Annotated in this window: 15 protein-coding genes and 1 pseudogene; 9 read left to right on the top strand and 7 right to left on the bottom strand. The window is 64.7% G+C overall.

Annotated elements, in window-relative coordinates; all coding sequences use genetic code 11:
- Positions 1-194 precede the first annotated feature (194 nt).
- Positions 195-1,181, top strand: a complete 987-nt coding sequence (meaB, locus tag XM53_RS07545) for a methylmalonyl Co-A mutase-associated GTPase MeaB (RefSeq protein WP_057791908.1) — start codon at positions 195-197, stop codon at positions 1,179-1,181.
- Between the two features lie 241 nt (positions 1,182-1,422).
- Here the strand turns inward: meaB and XM53_RS07540 are convergent, their stop codons facing one another.
- The gene (locus XM53_RS07540) at positions 1,423-2,439 is read right to left on the bottom strand and encodes a TraB/GumN family protein (protein WP_160321374.1); all 1,017 of its coding nucleotides are present in this window, start codon (positions 2,437-2,439) and stop codon (positions 1,423-1,425) included.
- Positions 2,440-2,659: 220 nt separating this feature from the next.
- Between XM53_RS07540 and groES the strand changes: the two genes are divergently transcribed.
- Positions 2,660-2,971 (top strand): co-chaperone GroES, encoded by a 312-nt coding sequence (gene groES, locus XM53_RS07535; RefSeq protein WP_057791903.1) that lies wholly within the window; start codon positions 2,660-2,662, stop codon positions 2,969-2,971.
- A gap of 57 nt (positions 2,972-3,028) precedes the next feature.
- Complete coding sequence (groL, locus tag XM53_RS07530) at positions 3,029-4,672, top strand: chaperonin GroEL (protein WP_057791899.1); 1,644 nt, start codon at positions 3,029-3,031, stop codon at positions 4,670-4,672.
- 122 nt (positions 4,673-4,794) lie between these two features.
- Here the strand turns inward: groL and XM53_RS07525 are convergent, their stop codons facing one another.
- The 3 genes from XM53_RS07525 to XM53_RS07515 form a co-directional block, all read right to left on the bottom strand.
- Complete coding sequence (locus XM53_RS07525; protein WP_144435484.1) at positions 4,795-6,033, bottom strand: hypothetical protein; 1,239 nt, start codon at positions 6,031-6,033, stop codon at positions 4,795-4,797.
- Between the two features lie 87 nt (positions 6,034-6,120).
- Positions 6,121-6,738 (bottom strand): hypothetical protein, encoded by a 618-nt coding sequence (locus tag XM53_RS07520; protein ID WP_057791894.1) that lies wholly within the window; start codon positions 6,736-6,738, stop codon positions 6,121-6,123.
- Between the two features lie 149 nt (positions 6,739-6,887).
- Positions 6,888-7,379, bottom strand: a complete 492-nt coding sequence (locus tag XM53_RS07515) for a flavin reductase family protein (protein WP_057791893.1) — start codon at positions 7,377-7,379, stop codon at positions 6,888-6,890.
- Between the two features lie 131 nt (positions 7,380-7,510).
- On the opposite strand from XM53_RS07515, the gene XM53_RS07510 reads away from it, so the two are divergent.
- Positions 7,511-8,401: a glycosyltransferase family 10 domain-containing protein gene (locus XM53_RS07510; RefSeq protein ID WP_057791891.1), complete on the top strand. Its 891-nt coding sequence runs from the start codon at positions 7,511-7,513 to the stop codon at positions 8,399-8,401.
- Here the strand turns inward: XM53_RS07510 and XM53_RS07505 are convergent.
- Both XM53_RS07505 and XM53_RS07500 read right to left on the bottom strand, forming a co-directional pair.
- Positions 8,344-9,042: a hypothetical protein gene (locus XM53_RS07505; protein WP_057791889.1), complete on the bottom strand. Its 699-nt coding sequence runs from the start codon at positions 9,040-9,042 to the stop codon at positions 8,344-8,346. The genes XM53_RS07510 and XM53_RS07505 overlap by 58 nt on opposite strands.
- A gap of 32 nt (positions 9,043-9,074) precedes the next feature.
- Positions 9,075-10,139 (bottom strand): annotated as a pseudogene (locus XM53_RS07500) (YeeE/YedE family protein).
- A gap of 141 nt (positions 10,140-10,280) precedes the next feature.
- Between XM53_RS07500 and XM53_RS07495 the strand changes: the two are divergent.
- The 3 genes from XM53_RS07495 to XM53_RS07485 all read left to right on the top strand — a co-directional run bounded on the left by XM53_RS07495 (position 10,281) and on the right by XM53_RS07485 (position 12,878).
- A complete protein-coding gene (locus XM53_RS07495; protein ID WP_057791887.1) occupies positions 10,281-11,513 on the top strand; it encodes an MFS transporter in 1,233 nt (410 codons plus the stop codon).
- Between the two features lie 20 nt (positions 11,514-11,533).
- On the top strand, positions 11,534-12,409 hold the full coding sequence (locus XM53_RS07490) for a 50S ribosomal protein L11 methyltransferase (protein WP_057791885.1): 876 nt from the start codon (positions 11,534-11,536) through the stop codon (positions 12,407-12,409).
- Between the two features lie 115 nt (positions 12,410-12,524).
- On the top strand, positions 12,525-12,878 hold the full coding sequence (locus XM53_RS07485; RefSeq protein ID WP_057791883.1) for a hypothetical protein: 354 nt from the start codon (positions 12,525-12,527) through the stop codon (positions 12,876-12,878).
- Positions 12,879-13,011: 133 nt separating this feature from the next.
- Here XM53_RS07485 and XM53_RS07480 read toward each other — a convergent pair whose 3' ends face one another.
- Positions 13,012-13,203, bottom strand: a complete 192-nt coding sequence (locus tag XM53_RS07480; RefSeq protein WP_057791881.1) for a DUF1127 domain-containing protein — start codon at positions 13,201-13,203, stop codon at positions 13,012-13,014.
- 306 nt (positions 13,204-13,509) lie between these two features.
- Here XM53_RS07480 and ruvC point away from each other — a divergent pair, with 306 nt between their 5' ends.
- Together ruvC and ruvA are read left to right on the top strand one after the other, a co-directional pair.
- Positions 13,510-14,004 (top strand): crossover junction endodeoxyribonuclease RuvC, encoded by a 495-nt coding sequence (gene ruvC, locus XM53_RS07475; protein ID WP_057792401.1) that lies wholly within the window; start codon positions 13,510-13,512, stop codon positions 14,002-14,004.
- Complete coding sequence (gene ruvA / locus XM53_RS07470) at positions 14,001-14,669, top strand: Holliday junction branch migration protein RuvA (RefSeq protein ID WP_057791879.1); 669 nt, start codon at positions 14,001-14,003, stop codon at positions 14,667-14,669. The genes ruvC and ruvA overlap by 4 nt, the downstream gene beginning before the upstream one ends.
- The last annotated feature ends 23 nt before the right edge of the window (positions 14,670-14,692 follow it).

The raw sequence follows: 14,692 nt of genomic DNA, 5'->3' as shown, positions 1-14,692 counted from the left end.
CCGGATTTCATCCCGGCATCTGGAGCGGGACCGTGCGGGAGTGTGGCGTGCACGTGGTTACGATTTGGTAAACCGGCCCGGCGGTGCCGGGGATGCCCGTGGTTGCTGGACATTTCCGGCCCGGCTGGGGCACAAGGCGGAAGGCCCTGACAGGGGCGCCGCGGCGCGCCCCGGACCGGAGGAGACGACGCGCGATGACCGACACCGAAAAGCTTGCCGATCAGTTGTTGGCACAGGAACGCCGGGCGCTGGCGCGGGCGATCACGCTGGTGGAAAGCGGGCGGGCCGATCACCGCGAGGCGGCGCAGGCCCTGCTGGACCGGGTCGCGGGGCATGGCAAGCAGGCGATCCGCATCGGTCTGTCGGGCACGCCGGGGGTGGGAAAAAGCACGTTTATCGAGGCGTTTGGCATGATGCTGACCGGCATGGGGCTGCGCGTGGCGGTGCTGGCCGTCGATCCCAGTTCGGCGCGGTCGGGCGGGTCGATCCTGGGCGACAAGACGCGGATGGAGCGGCTGAGCCGCGAGCCGGGCGCGTTCATCCGCCCCTCGCCCAGCCAGACGCATCTGGGCGGCGTGGCGCGACGCACGCGCGAGGCGGTGACGCTGTGCGAGGCGGCCGGGTTCAACGTGGTTCTGATCGAGACGGTGGGCGTGGGACAGTCCGAAACGGTGGTGTCGGAGATGTGCGATCTGTTCCTGTTGCTGCTGGCCCCGGCGGGCGGCGACGAGTTGCAGGGGGTGAAGCGCGGGATCATGGAGATTGCCGATCTGATCCTTGTGAACAAGGCCGATGGCGAGTTGAAATCGGCGGCGACGCGGACCTGCAGCGACTATTCCGGGGCGTTGCGGTTGCTGCGCAAACGGCCACAGGATCCGGAGGGTTTTCCCAAGGCGATGATGGTGTCGGCCTTGCAGGACGAAGGGTTGAAAGCGGCCTGGGACGAGATGAACGCGCTGATCGACTGGCGCCGTGAGAACGGGCATTTCGATGCGCGGCGCGAGGCGCAGGCGCGGTACTGGTTCGGCGAGGAAGTGAAGCGGGGCCTGATGGCGCAGCTGGAAACGCCGGAGGCGCGGGCGTTGATGGAAGAGGGCGCCGAGGATGTGGCGGCGGGGCGCACGGTGCCCAGCGTGGCGGCGCAGAGCGTGTTGGATCGGCTTTCCGTGTCGAAGGATTAACTTGCCCGGAGCGGCGAAATCGACGTCGGTATCGCGTCGGTATTCGGGGGGTATGGCGGCGGTGCGGTTGGCGCGGGGTCGCAGTTAACGGGGCGTGCGCGGTTAATGGATGGTTAACGGGGGTACGCGTGGGTTTTCACCCACCCTACGCGGTTGGGTGGGGGCGGGATGGCGGGGTGGAACCCCGCCCTACGAGGTCCCGGATCACGTCCGGGACGGGCGCGCGGGCGGGGTGGTGGCGTCAGAGGTCCACGCGGGTGACGGTGTAGCCCTTGTCTTCGAGAAGCTTGAGGATGCCGACCTCGCCGGGCAGGTGGCCGGCGCCGACGGCGATGAGCACGTGGTCGCCGGGTGCGACCTGCGCTTCCAGCCGGTCGATCCAGCCCAGGTTGCGTTTTTCAAGCAGCAGGTCCTCGACCATGGCGAAGCCCTCGGCGCCGGCCTCGCCGCCGTATTCCTCGGAGACGTAGCGAGAGAAGACCAGGGTCAGCGCGATCTCTTCCGCAAGATAGCGTTCGCGGATCGTGTAGGAGAGGTCGTTCATGTCGCCGGGCCAGGCGAGCGACATGCGGATCATCTCGATCTGGTCGTCCATCGGGAAGCTGTCGAGAAGGGTCAGCAGGGCGTCGAACTCCTCGAGCGAGCGGCTGGGATTGCCGGTTTCGGCGGCGCGGTTGCCCACCAGCATGTCGATGCCTTCGGCCTCGAACGCGCCGGCCTGCGCCTCGCACGGGCCTATGCCCAGCATCATCCCGGCCCAGAGCGGCTTGAACTTGGCGGCCATGAAGCCGGGGATCATGCGGGCCTGCATTTCGGCGCGGTAGTGCTGCCAGTCTTCCTCGCCCAGAAGGTCGGGCAGGGTGGGGCCCTCGGTGATGAACATGAGCGACGGGTTTTCGGCCATCGCGCGCTGCATCGCCATCTGGTCGTCGTTGGAGATTTCCAGGTAGATCTTGTCGGCCTCTTCGATCATCGGGGTCAGACGGTCGAGATGGGCGTCGGTCAGGCGGTGCTTGAAATGGTAGGTGCCGAAGATGTCGATCACGGTGTCGCCGCGCGTGGCCTGCCACAGGAGGCCCTCGGGGTGGGGCATTGCGGCGGCCTCGGACTGCATGCTGTCAAGGGTTTCGGCGGGCAGCGCGTCGATCAGGTCGGCCCCGCCGCAGGTGTCGCCTGGTGCCTCTTGCGCGGCGGCGGGCAGGGCGAGGCCGAGCGTGACAAGGAGCGGGGCCAGCAGCAAGGTGCGGAAAGTTTTCATCATCTGACCCCTTGTTTTACGTACTTCGAACAAGATGTAGAGGGGCAGGGCGATGCGCGCAACAACGCCCCCCGCCTGATGGCGCAAAATTTTCCAAGACTCGTGTTGACAGCCTCGTGATCGCTCCTTAGCTATGCGCCGTTAGCACTCGACTACGGTGAGTGCTAACGGCCTCCGCAGGGAGGCGTGAGGGAAACTTGATAGCCAAGGAGCAAGAGCTATGGCATTCAAACCGCTGCATGACCGCGTGCTTGTACGCCGCGTTGAGAGCGAAGAAAAAACCGCTGGTGGGCTGATTATCCCCGACAGTGCCAAGGAAAAACCCAGCGAAGGTGAAGTCGTTGCTGTTGGCGATGGCGCGCGCAAGGATAACGGCGAGCTGATCGAGATGGCCGTGTCCGTGGGCGATCGCATCCTGTTCGGCAAATGGTCGGGCACGGAGATCACGATCGACGGCGAAGAGCTGCTGATCATGAAGGAAAGCGACATCCTGGGTGTGATCACGGACAAGAAGGCCGCGAAAGCCGCCTGAACGCCCCGGATCGTATCCTCAGCTGAACATCAACCAAAGACATCAGGAGCGACTTAAATGTCTGCAAAAGACGTGAAATTCGATACCGATGCCCGCAACAAGATGCTGCGCGGCGTCAACGTCCTGGCCGATGCGGTCAAAGTGACCCTTGGCCCCAAAGGCCGTAACGTGGTTCTGGACAAATCCTTTGGCGCGCCGCGCATCACCAAGGACGGTGTGTCGGTTGCCAAGGAAATCGAGCTGGAAGACAAGTTCGAGAACATGGGCGCGCAAATGGTGAAAGAAGTCGCCAGCCGCACCAATGACGAAGCCGGCGACGGCACCACCACCGCGACCGTCTTGGCCCAAGCCATCGTGAAAGAAGGCATGAAGGCCGTGGCCGCGGGCATGAACCCGATGGACCTGAAGCGCGGCATCGACCTGGCCACCACCAAGGTCGTGGAAGCCATCAAGAACGCGGCCCGCGAAGTCAACGACTCGAGCGAAGTCGCACAGGTCGGCACCGTGTCGGCCAACGGCGAAGCCGAGATCGGCCAGATGATCGCGGACGCGATGCAGAAAGTCGGCAACGAAGGCGTCATCACCGTCGAAGAGAACAAAGGCCTCGTGACCGAGACCGACGTCGTCGAGGGTATGCAGTTCGACCGTGGCTACCTGAGCCCCTACTTCGTGACCAACGCCGACAAGATGACCACCGAGCTGGAAGACTGCATGATCCTGCTGCACGAGAAGAAACTCTCGTCGCTGCAGCCGATGGTGCCGCTGCTGGAATCGGTGATCCAGTCGCAGAAACCGCTGCTGATCATCGCGGAAGACGTCGAAGGCGAAGCGCTGGCGACCCTCGTGGTCAACAAGCTGCGCGGTGGCCTGAAGATCGCCGCCGTCAAGGCGCCGGGCTTTGGTGACCGTCGCAAGGCCATGCTGCAGGACATCGCGATCCTGACCGGCGGCCAGGTCATCTCCGAAGATCTGGGCATGAAGCTGGAAAGCGTCACGATGGACATGCTGGGCTCTGCCAAGAAAGTGCAGATCACCAAGGATGAGACCACCATCGTCGACGGTGCGGGCGAGAAATCCGAGATCGAGGCACGGGTCAGCCAGATCCGTCAGCAGATCGAGGACACCACCAGCGACTACGACCGCGAGAAGCTGCAAGAGCGCGTGGCCAAGCTGGCCGGCGGCGTTGCCGTCATCCGCGTGGGCGGCATGACCGAAGTCGAAGTGAAAGAGCGCAAGGACCGTGTCGATGACGCGCTGAACGCGACCCGCGCGGCCGTTCAGGAAGGTATCGTCGTGGGCGGCGGTGTTGCGCTGGTTCAGGGTGCGAAAGCACTGGACGGCCTGGAAGGCGCCAACAGCGACCAGAACAACGGCATCGCCATCGTGCGTCGTGCGCTGGAAGCGCCGCTGCGTCAGATCGCAGAGAACGCCGGTGTGGACGGCTCGGTTGTCGCGGGCAAGATCCGCGAGTCCGAAGACCCGAAATTCGGCTTCAACGCGCAGACCGAAGAATATGGCGACATGTTCAAGTACGGTGTGATCGACCCCGCGAAGGTCGTGCGCACGGCTCTGGAAGATGCGGCCTCGATCGCGGGTCTGCTGATCACGACGGAGGCGATGGTAGCCGATAAACCGCAAAAGGAAGGCGCGGGCGCCGGCGGCGGCATGCCTGACATGGGCGGAATGGGCGGCATGATGTAAGCCAAGTCGTTCGCCTTCGGGCGAATGGCGCACCCGGCGGGCATTCGACGCCGTCAAATGCCGAGAGGGTGACGAAGAGAAAAGAGGGGCCGTCCCGATGGGGCGGCCCTTTTCGCATTGTGTCAGATATTCATTTCCTGCCAGAGCGCCTCTGCACGCTGGCGTAGCTCTGCTCCGTCCGGGGCGCGAAAACAGCTTGAGAAATGTTCCTCGAAGCGTTCGTGCAGGTCCGGCTGGCTTTCATAATATCCGGTGTCGGCATTCTTGAGGCTGGAATAAAGCTCGGCGTCGTCCAGCAGCCGGGCGGCGTGTTCCTGACACAGACAAATTTGTGCCATGGCACGTTCCGACACGTCGTACCCCCGGCTTTCCATTGCTTGCAACTGAAGTGGATAGCATTGCGCGATAAAGGCATCCGGGCTGTCCGGGATGCCGCCGGTCTGCGGCGCAGGTGCGACATCGGGTAGTGTGACGTTCATGACCTTTGCCAGTCCGGCCTCGAGTTGCCGGAACCCATCGCCGTCACAGCCCTGTTGGGAAATCAATTCGAGGACGGCACTGCGGACTGATGAGATCGAGCGGGTCTGGTAGGTGCGAATGTTGGCGCGCGCCCAGCCCGCGAATTCGCGGCGCACGCGCAACGCATCATCGAATTCGTCCGTTTCGCTGTACTTGTAGTTGCCAAAGCCGTCACGGGTCGTGGTGGTTCTGGTGATCCTGACCGGGATCGTGACGGCGTCCGGCCCATAGCACGCCTTGACATGTTTCGAGATCGCCTGAAGCGCGAGCATGGCGTCGGTGGTGATTTCGGCGGGGTTTGCCATTATCGGGTCACCTCTGAGAATGGCCATCAGCCCGGGATGAGAGGTTGCGTGATCCCGCAAGGAGGGTGGGATGGTGACGACGTCTGCGTTCGCGGCGGCAGCGGTCAGCCGGTATTCCCGCTGCCAGCCGTCGTTGCCATCGAAGACATAGAGCAGGATCGACGGGTTGGCGTGCTGAGTCGTCGCGGAAAAGGCGGACAGAACGCCGGTCAGGCTAGAGTCCCCGCCCCTGATATCTGTCCCGCGCAGCACGTCCCCGACACGTGCGCCCTGCGACGCGGCCGCGCCGCGCGGCTTGAGCGCCGCGACGAAAGCGCGGTTCTCGTGCTCTTGAAAGTATATTCCGAAGCGGTCCCACGCGACGGTTTGACCGTCTTGCGCCAGTGCGTGGTTCAGTCGACGGGAGAGGTCTGGGGTGATCCCGTACAAACCGGCCTCGCGCGCGGTCTGGATCGGATTGTCCTGCGCCAATGCGGCTTTGGTCATGAACAGCGCAAGCGTCATCGTGACCGTGAAGAGCGTCAGAAATCGTTTCATCATTTAAATCCCGGATCGGCCAATAGTGACAGAATGCACCATCGACCGAGTCGGAACAATCCGGCGGTTTTGCCGTGATCTAGTCCTTCAGGCGGCGAAAAACCCAGAGTTTCGCGGCGCGTCAGCGATCCGCAGGGAGGGTTTTCGCGGCGCGGCTGTCGCACCCTTGAGCACGGCGCAAAGTTCGGCATGGACCTCTTCGATCTCGTGGGTGTCGCCTGACAGAGCAATGGCCGGGGCCTGTTTGCCGGCGACGCGCACCAGAAGCGTGGCCAATCCGCCGGGCTGGGCCGGGCGGTGCAGGAAGACGCTTTCGATCGAGCCCAGATCGATCTCGCGGCTGATGCGGGCCTGATCGTGCATGTTGATCTTGGTCAGGGTCAGCTTGCCGGCCTGCATGTCCAGTGTCATGCGCCGGCGGAATCCGCGGGTGCCGTAGACAAAGACGCCGAGGCCGGCCAGCGCCATCAGTGACGCAATCATTCCGTAGGCGGCCAGGCGCCCGGTTTCGGGATCGACCGGCAGGAAGAACCACATGGTGACCGAGCCCATGACCATGACGATGCCCGCGATGCGCAGGGCCATTTCGGTCAGCGCCTCGATCTTGAAACGCTCGAACCGCTCGCCGGCCACGAGGCCCTGTGCCGTGGCTGTCATGTCGACGGTGTGCAGACCCGCCTTGGTGTTGGAGTCCAGATAGGCCATGTAGGGGTTCCTTTTCGCTGTCGTTGGACAAGCGTTAAGGATGAATCCGGGCCGGATTGCGGCGTCTGCAAAGCGATATGGTGCCGAAAGGGGGGAATTCGCGTGATGGTTGTGGCGTGGAGCGGGGCGACAGCGCCCGGCACGAAAGGTCAGACCGGAGATTTGGGACGGACGATGTGGTAGCTGCCGCTCATGTATGTCAGCGGTTTTTCACCTGCGTCCGAAATGCCGGTGACGTCACCGATGCAGATGGCGTGGCTGCCGTGAACGTGGCGGTCCGTGAGGGCGCAGGAAAATGCCGTGGCGCGGGGCAGGAGCGGGCCGTATTCGGTGTCCGAGATCTCGACCCCTTCGAAGCGGTCTGGCATGTCGGCGTCGAACATGCCGGCGAAGCGCTGCGCGAGGTGATCGGCGTCCTCGGGCAGGATGTTGACGCAGAACACGCCGTTCGAGGCGACCGCGCGCGCGATGGTGCTGTCGGCCTTGAGGCACACCAGCACCAGAGGCGGATCGGCCGAGAGCGAGGTGAACGCGCTGACCGTCGCGCCCGCGCGGCCGGCGGGGCCGTCGGTGGTGACGACGGTGACCGTGGCGGCCACCTGTCGCATGGCCCCGATGAATGCGTCGCGCGCGTTAGTCATTCAGATGCCCTTGTGGCCGAACCCGTTCCCCCCGAGTGGCCCTTATGCTGGCATCCCGGGCGGGGATGTCAATGGCGGAGGGCGGGTGCGGGCAATTGCACCCCCCTTGGTTTGGCCCTATCAGAGCGGCTATGACCGCTGTTTCCGACGCCATTGCAATCATGCCTTACGACGTCCGGCCGGGCCTTCGGCCGGGGCGGGTGCCGCTGGACCGGCTGGTCTGGCCCCGGGGGCGGCCCGATCGGCTGGCGGGGGCGGACAGGACGCTGCGCGACCTGGGGCCGGACGATCACCTGGTGGTCTATACGTCGAGCCTGCTGTACCGGCGGCCCTGGCTCGGCACGCGGGCGAAGGTGTCGGTGATGGTGCTGGAACCAGAGGCCATTCACGGTGACCACATGCAGAAGCTGCGCCGCCAGTACGCGCGATTTCACAAGGTGCTATGTTCCAATGCCGACCTGCTGGCCGCGATCCCGAACGGGGTGCTGTTTCCGCTGGGCTGTACCTGGGTCGGGGACTGGACGAAGCTGGACCTGACGAAGACGAAGGCGTGCAGCCTGATCGCCTCGGCCAAGCGGTCGCAGGAGGGGCATACGCTGCGCCATAGCATGGCGGATTTCGCCCGCGCCGAAGGGCTGGACGTGGACGTGATGGGCGGCGGGTATCAGCCGTTCGAGCACAAGGCCGACGGGCTGGCGCCCTATCGCTTTTCGCTGGTGATCGAGAACGTGCGGGAGGTGAATTATTTCACCGAAAAGCTGATCGACGCGGTGTTGTGCAAATGCGTGCCGATCTACTGGGGGTGTCCGAATATCGCGGAGTTCATCGACCCTGCCGGTATGATCGTCTGCGAGAGCGAGGCGGAGATGAAAGCGGCGGTGCAGGACCTGTCCGAGGCGCGCTATGCCGCGCTGTTGCCCAAGCTGGAGGCGGCGATCCCGCAGGCGGCGGTCTATGCCGAGTTCTACGAGCGGGCGGCGCGGGCGGTTCTGGGCGACGGGCACTCGGGCCAGATGCCGTAAAGCGCGTGCAGCCGTGCCGCAGCGGCGCGGTTGGCGGTGTCGCGGGCGGTGGTGTCTTGCAGGGCATGGGCGTCGTCATAGGCCGGGTGCATGTGCTGGCGGGCCGATGGGCGGGTGCGCAGGGGGATGCCTTGGCGCGCGAGTTGACCAGAGAGCCAGATGTCATCGACGGCGACCGCCTCGGGCGGTGGGTCCATGTCCATCGCGGCGAGCCAGGCGGGGCGGATGCAGACGCCCGCGAACCCCTGGGCGATGTCGGTGCCGGTGCCCGTGCGGCCAAGGCGGGCGATGTCCCAGGCCTGGCCGGTTGTAGCCGCGTCGCCTTTCGTCAGAAGCTGCGCGGCCCAGCCGGGCGCATAAAGCCAGTCGTCATCGCAGTAGATCAGGCGCAGGTCCGTGCCGGCGAGGGCGCGCGCGGCGGGCAGGGCCTTGGTTGCGGGACCGATATCGGTGTCGCTGCGCAGCAGGGTGACTCCGTCCGGCAGGGGCGGTGGGGCGACCGGGCCGGGAAAGCGGCTGTACTGCGCGGGCAAGGTGAGAAAGACATGCGTCGGGGCGGGGCGCTGGGCGAGCAGGGCGGCAAGGACGGGGCCAAGCCGGGAGAACCGTGGCGGGATGGAGGTGAGCGAGATGGCGTACATGGGCAGGCTGTGAGGCAACCGGAGGCTGGGGATCAGGCCGTTTGTGCGCCAAGGCGGCGCTGGTCCACAAGCAGATCGGTGATCATCGCGCCGAGCCACATGGAAAAGAGCGCCACCCACGCGGTGCCGGCAAAGATCGACGCCCCGGTGACGCCGTTGCCGATGGAGCAGCCCCCGGCCAGCATCGCGCCGAAGCCCATCATCACCGCGCCGGTCATCATGCGGCGCATGTTGGCGGCGTCCTCGAAGCCCTGAAACCGGAACTCGCGGGCGAAGGACGACGCGAGGAACGATCCGAGGAACACGCCCGGCACCAGGCCGATGTCGAAGGTCAGCATCGGGTCGGAGACGAGGAAGAACATCAATGCGTTGGCCGAGGGGCCGCTGAACGTCGCACTTTCGACCGAGACGGGATCGAAGCTGACCGTGGAGAGCGCGAAGGTCGACACCCACCCCACGGCGACGGCGAAGCCCACGCCGGAGGCGAAGATCAGGCGGGCGGCGCCGATGCGGTTGCGGCGCGCCACAACGAGGGCGAGCACGGCGAAGCCAAGGCCGATCAACAGGCCACTGTAGGAGGGCAGGCCGAGCGTGCTGAGCAGGGCCATGTTGTGCCCCCCTTGGGTGGTCCAGAGCGCGGCAAGGTCGGTGCGGGTGCCAGAGAGCATACCCGAAAGGCTCATCTAGGCGGCGACGGCAAAGACCAGGCCGGCGGTGATGGCGCGCAGGTTGCCGGTGGCCGCGAGCACCAGAAGGCGACCGGGACAGCCGCGCGCCAGGATCATACCGATGCCGAAGACCAGCCCGCCGATCACCGCGCCCGACCAGCTGCCGGGGATGGCCATCATGCGGGCATCAGACGCGGGGAAGAGCCTGAGCAGTTGCGCGCCCTGCACCCAGACGACCGCCGTGGAAAAGGTCAGGAACCACACCGCGATGCGGTCGCCCATGCGGCCCCGGGCGAATTCCACCGCCGCCGCGCGCAGGCAGAAGCGCGAGCGTTGCGCCGCGACGCCGAAGATCACGCCGGTCAGCAGGCCCAGCAAAGCCGCCGCCGGGGCTTCGCCGATCCATTCCACCAGGGCGAGAACGTCCATGACCCGTGCCTTTCCTTTGGCGGGTGTCCTGCCATGGGCAACGCCGAACAGCCTTGATCCAGATCAGGTTGCGTATTTGCGCACAGCCGCTTTGCGACGGAAGGAATGGTCAAAGCCGGAAGATGGGCGTAAAGCCTGCATATGGCGAGAACGTATCCCCTTGAACTGGCGCGTGAGCTGCCGCTGTGGAAGCGGCCGGTGGCGCTCTTGTTCCTGATGGCGGCGGCGATGCCGCTGGCCTTTGCGACGTGGTCGGCGCTGCTCAATAACTTCGTCATCGAGGCGGCAGGGTTCGATGGCTCGGATATCGGCTGGCTGCACACGGTGCGGGAAATTCCCGGCTTCCTGGCCATCGGGGTGATCGCCATCATCATCTTCATGCGCGAGCAGACGCTGGCGCTGGTGTCGCTGATCCTGCTGGGTGTGGCGACGGCGATTACGGCATGGTTTCCCAGCCTTGGCGGGATCCTGACGATCACGATGCTGAGCTCCATCGGGTTTCACTATTTCGAGACGGTGAACCAGTCGTTGCAGCTGCAATGGCTGAAGAAGGAGCGCGCGCCGCAGATGCTGGGCTGGCTGCTGGCCGCCGGGTCTGGCACGACGTTGGTGGCTTATGTGCTGATCGTGATGACGTGGGAGACGCTGGATCTGAGCTATAACACCGTCTACATGATCGCGGGCGGAGCGACGGTGCTGATCGCGCTGTACTGTATCGTCGCGTTCCCGCAGTTCGAGGCGCCCAATCCGCAGATCAAGCGGATGGTGCTGCGGCGGCGGTACTGGCTCTATTACGCGTTGCAGTTCATGTCGGGGGCGCGGCGGCAGATCTTCATCGTCTTCGCGGGCTTCATGATGGTCGAGAAATTCGGCTTTGAAGTGCACGAGGTCACGGCGCTGTATCTGATCAACCTGGTGGCCAACATGGTGTTCGCGCCCTTGATGGGCCGCGCGGTGCATGTGTTCGGAGAGCGGGCGACGCTGCTTTTCGAGTATGCGGGGCTGGCGATTGTTTTCCTGCTCTATGGCGGTTTGTATTTCTTCGGTTGGGGTGTGGTGCTGGCGGCGACGCTGTATGTGGTGGACCACCTGCTGTTCGCGCTGGCGCTGGCGTTGAAGACCTATTTCCAGAAGATCGCTGATCCGGGCGATATCGCGCCCACGGCCGCCGTGGCGTTCACGATCAACCATATCGCCGCCGTCTTCCTGCCCGCCGCGCTGGGATACCTTTGGCTGGTGTCGCCGGTGGCGGTGTTCGTGATGGCCGCCGGCATGGCGGGCGTGTCATTTCTTCTGGCGATGCTTATTCCCCGTCACCCCGAACCGGGGTATGAGACGATCCTGACCGCCAGGGCGCCCGCCCCGGCGGAGTGATTAACGCCAAGGGAGGCCCGATGCCCACATTCACCGCTTTGACGACCCTATCCGGCAAATCCGAGGCCGAAGCCCTGGGAGAGGCGCTGGAACGGCTGACACCCGAGCCTACGGGCGTGGGCGTGTTCGAGCTGGAGGACGGCTCGGGCCTGTGGGAAGTGGGCGGCTATTTCGAGGCGGAGCCGGATGCGGCGGGGCTGGCATTGCTGGCGTCGCTGCACGGGGCCAAGGATTTCATCGTGTCGGAACTGCCCGAGACGGACTGGGTGGCCAAGGTGAAGCGGGAGCTGACGCCGGTGGTGGCGGGGCGGTTCTTTGTCTATGGCAGCCATGATGCCGACAAGGTGCCCGACGATGCGCTGCCGCTGTTGATCGAGGCGTCGATGGCGTTTGGCACGGGGCATCACGGCACGACGCTGGGCTGTCTGAAGGCGCTGGACCGGTTGAACGCGGACGCGGGCGCGCAGGACAGCGTGCTGGACCTGGGATGCGGCACGGCGGTGCTGGCCATGGCGGCGGCGCGGGTCTGGCCCGAAGCGGACATCCTGGCCAGTGATATCGACGCGGTCGCGGTCGAGGTGGCGGAGGTAAATGTCGCGGCCAATGACTTGGTGGGTCGGGTGACCTGCCTGGAAGCCGAAGGGCTGGACCATCCGGGAATCGCGGGGGCCGCGCCCTTTGACCTGGTGTTCGCGAATATCCTGAAAGCGCCCCTGATCGCGCTGGCGCCGGGAATCACCCAGGCATTGAAGCCGGGGGGGTACGTGATTCTATCCGGCATTTTAAATGAACAGGCCGACGAGGTTGCGGCGGTTTATACCGAGGCTGGAAACAGTGTTGTCTCGCGAGACCAGATTGGTGAGTGGACGACGATAATGACCCGTAAAAGTGTTTGAAAAGGCTTATAAAAAAAGTTTTTTAAAGGCAGGCGCCCCACTTTTGCCACATTTCAAACCTACTTTCATCATCAAGGGATCGGGGATGAATTGAACAGAGTTTAGGACCGCTGCCATGACCCACGCGACCAACACTCATCAGGGCTTCGACGCCCGCCTGAAAAAGATCGACCGCAACCGGGCCCGCCTGACCAACGGTTATTCCGCCAAGGTGACGCGCGACGGCCTGATCGTGTTTCGCCCCAAGCGCCGCGCGCAGGGCTTTTCGGTGCGGGGTCTGGCGTTCCTGGTTCTGGGCGTGTTCCTGTTCAAGGCGATGATCCTGGCGCATCTCGGCGGCACCATCTATGACCAGCGGGTCGATGCGCTGAAATCCGGCACGTTGGTCGAACAGGCCGGTGCCTTTGTCATGCAAAAGGACCAGGTGTCCACCTTCATCGCGCAGTACCTGCGCCCCTTCGTGAAGTAACGGTTCCTTACGTCTGGCCTCTCAGCCCTCCAAAGACGCCTCTCTGAATACGAAAAGCCCTGCACGTTGGTCGCGTGCAGGGCTTTTTGCTGTCCGGCGCAGGGAGAGGACGCCGGGCGGGCGAAATCCGCGGTTAGCGGATTGCGCGTTCGATGTCGCCGCGCGACAGGCCGATATCGTCCAGCTCGCGGTCCGACAGGCGGCTGAGCGCGTTGCGGGTGATGCGGGCGTCGTTCCAGGCGGAGACGGCGGCGAAGATGCGTGCGAAGATGGAGCCGAAATGGGCACCGTGATGCACGCTGCGGGTTGTGTCGATCGAAGCCATTGTGATGGTCCTTAGCTGTAAGTCGGTACGTTTCTTGTTCTGAGGCTGGAGTTAGGGGGTTCGGTGGAGTCGGACAACACGCATTTTCCGCATAGTCACTATGCAGGCATTGCATGGGTCGATTTACTTTAACGTCATGTTAATGCTGTATTTTTGATGGTCACATATTGTGCGTGCGATCCCGAGAAGGCTGTGACATGCATACCGCGCAGGACTGGCCCGATCGCCCGGGGGCGTGGAAGGGCTTGGCGTATGTTCCCCTTTCGTGCTAGTGGCTTGGAAAACAAGCAAGGGCGGGCAGTGCAGATGCGGGTCATCGGGATCGATCCGGGCCTACGCAACCTCGGGTGGGGCGTGATCGACATGGAGGGCAGCCGCCTGAGCCATGTGGCGAACGGGATCTGCCACGGGGCGGGGGGCACGCTGGCCGAGCGGCTATTGGCGCTTCATGGCCAACTTACGGATATCGTTGAGAAATACGCGCCCGGTGCCGCGGCGGTGGAGCAGACCTTCGTCAACAAGGACGGGGCCGGCACGCTGAAGCTGGGCCAGGCGCGGGGCATCGCGCTCTTGGTACCGGCGCAGTTCGGGCTGGATGTGGGCGAATATGCACCCAACACGGTCAAGAAGACGGTGGTGGGCGTGGGCCATGCCGGCAAGGAGCAGGTGGCGCATATGGTGCGCGTGCAACTGCCGGGGGTCGAACTGGCCGGGGCGGATGCCGCCGATGCGTTGGCCATCGCCATCTGCCACGCGCATCACGGGGCCGCGCGGGCGCTGAAAGAAAAGGTGCGCGCATGATCGGGCGGATCGCGGGACGCATCGATTATCGCGCCGCCGATCACGTGCTGATCGACGTGAAGGGTGTGGGTTACCTTGTCTATTGCTCGGATCGGACGCTGGCGGCGCTGCCGGCGGCGGGGGAGCATGTGGCGCTTTATACCGACCTGCTGGTGCGCGAGGACCTGTTGCAGCTTTATGGCTTCACCTCGCTGGTGGAAAAGGAATGGCATCGCTTGCTGATGAGCGTGCAGGGGATCGGGGCGAAGGCGTCGCTGGCGATCCTGGGCACGCTGGGGCCGGAGGGCGTGGGGCGCGCGATTGCGCTGGGCGACGTGAACGCGGTGAAGGCGGCCAAAGGGATCGGCCCAAAGACGGCGCAGCGCGTGGTGATCGAGCTGAAGGACAAGGCGCCGGAGGTGATGGCGATGGGCGCGAGCGCGTCGGTGCTTGCGCCGGAAGTGCCTGCGGACGACGAGGTGATCGAGGCACCGGCGGCCAAGGCGGCCCCGGTGAAAGCCCCGAGTGGCGCGGCACAAGCCGAGGCGCTGTCGGCGCTGACGAACCTTGGCTACGGCCCCGGCGAGGCGGCGGGCGCGGTGGCGCAGGCGGCGGGCGAGATGCCGGAGGCGGCGACGGCGGATCTCATTCGTGCGGCGCTGAAGCTGCTGGCGCCGAAGGGATGAGAGGCGTCGCGTTCATCGGGCCT

Source organism: Roseovarius atlanticus (genome assembly GCF_001441615.1).
Taxonomy (GTDB): domain Bacteria; phylum Pseudomonadota; class Alphaproteobacteria; order Rhodobacterales; family Rhodobacteraceae; genus Roseovarius; species Roseovarius atlanticus.
Note: the sequence above shows the minus strand (reverse complement) of the source record. Positions and strands in the feature narration are given on the sequence as shown.

Coding starts and splice junctions, on each gene's coding strand:
- XM53_RS07495 (WP_057791887.1), top strand. CDS start 10,281: ATGGCGAGAACGTATCCCCTTGAACTGGCGCGTGAGCTGCCGCTGTGG.
- ruvC (WP_057792401.1), top strand. CDS start 13,510: ATGCGGGTCATCGGGATCGATCCGGGCCTACGCAACCTCGGGTGGGGC.
- meaB (WP_057791908.1), top strand. CDS start 195: ATGACCGACACCGAAAAGCTTGCCGATCAGTTGTTGGCACAGGAACGC.
- XM53_RS07525 (WP_144435484.1), bottom strand. CDS start 6,033: ATGAAACGATTTCTGACGCTCTTCACGGTCACGATGACGCTTGCGCTG.
- XM53_RS07520 (WP_057791894.1), bottom strand. CDS start 6,738: ATGGCCTATCTGGACTCCAACACCAAGGCGGGTCTGCACACCGTCGAC.
- groL (WP_057791899.1), top strand. CDS start 3,029: ATGTCTGCAAAAGACGTGAAATTCGATACCGATGCCCGCAACAAGATG.
- XM53_RS07485 (WP_057791883.1), top strand. CDS start 12,525: ATGACCCACGCGACCAACACTCATCAGGGCTTCGACGCCCGCCTGAAA.
- XM53_RS07490 (WP_057791885.1), top strand. CDS start 11,534: ATGCCCACATTCACCGCTTTGACGACCCTATCCGGCAAATCCGAGGCC.
- XM53_RS07480 (WP_057791881.1), bottom strand. CDS start 13,203: ATGGCTTCGATCGACACAACCCGCAGCGTGCATCACGGTGCCCATTTC.
- XM53_RS07505 (WP_057791889.1), bottom strand. CDS start 9,042: ATGTACGCCATCTCGCTCACCTCCATCCCGCCACGGTTCTCCCGGCTT.
- XM53_RS07515 (WP_057791893.1), bottom strand. CDS start 7,379: ATGACTAACGCGCGCGACGCATTCATCGGGGCCATGCGACAGGTGGCC.
- XM53_RS07510 (WP_057791891.1), top strand. CDS start 7,511: ATGACCGCTGTTTCCGACGCCATTGCAATCATGCCTTACGACGTCCGG.
- ruvA (WP_057791879.1), top strand. CDS start 14,001: ATGATCGGGCGGATCGCGGGACGCATCGATTATCGCGCCGCCGATCAC.
- XM53_RS07540 (WP_160321374.1), bottom strand. CDS start 2,439: ATGAAAACTTTCCGCACCTTGCTGCTGGCCCCGCTCCTTGTCACGCTC.
- groES (WP_057791903.1), top strand. CDS start 2,660: ATGGCATTCAAACCGCTGCATGACCGCGTGCTTGTACGCCGCGTTGAG.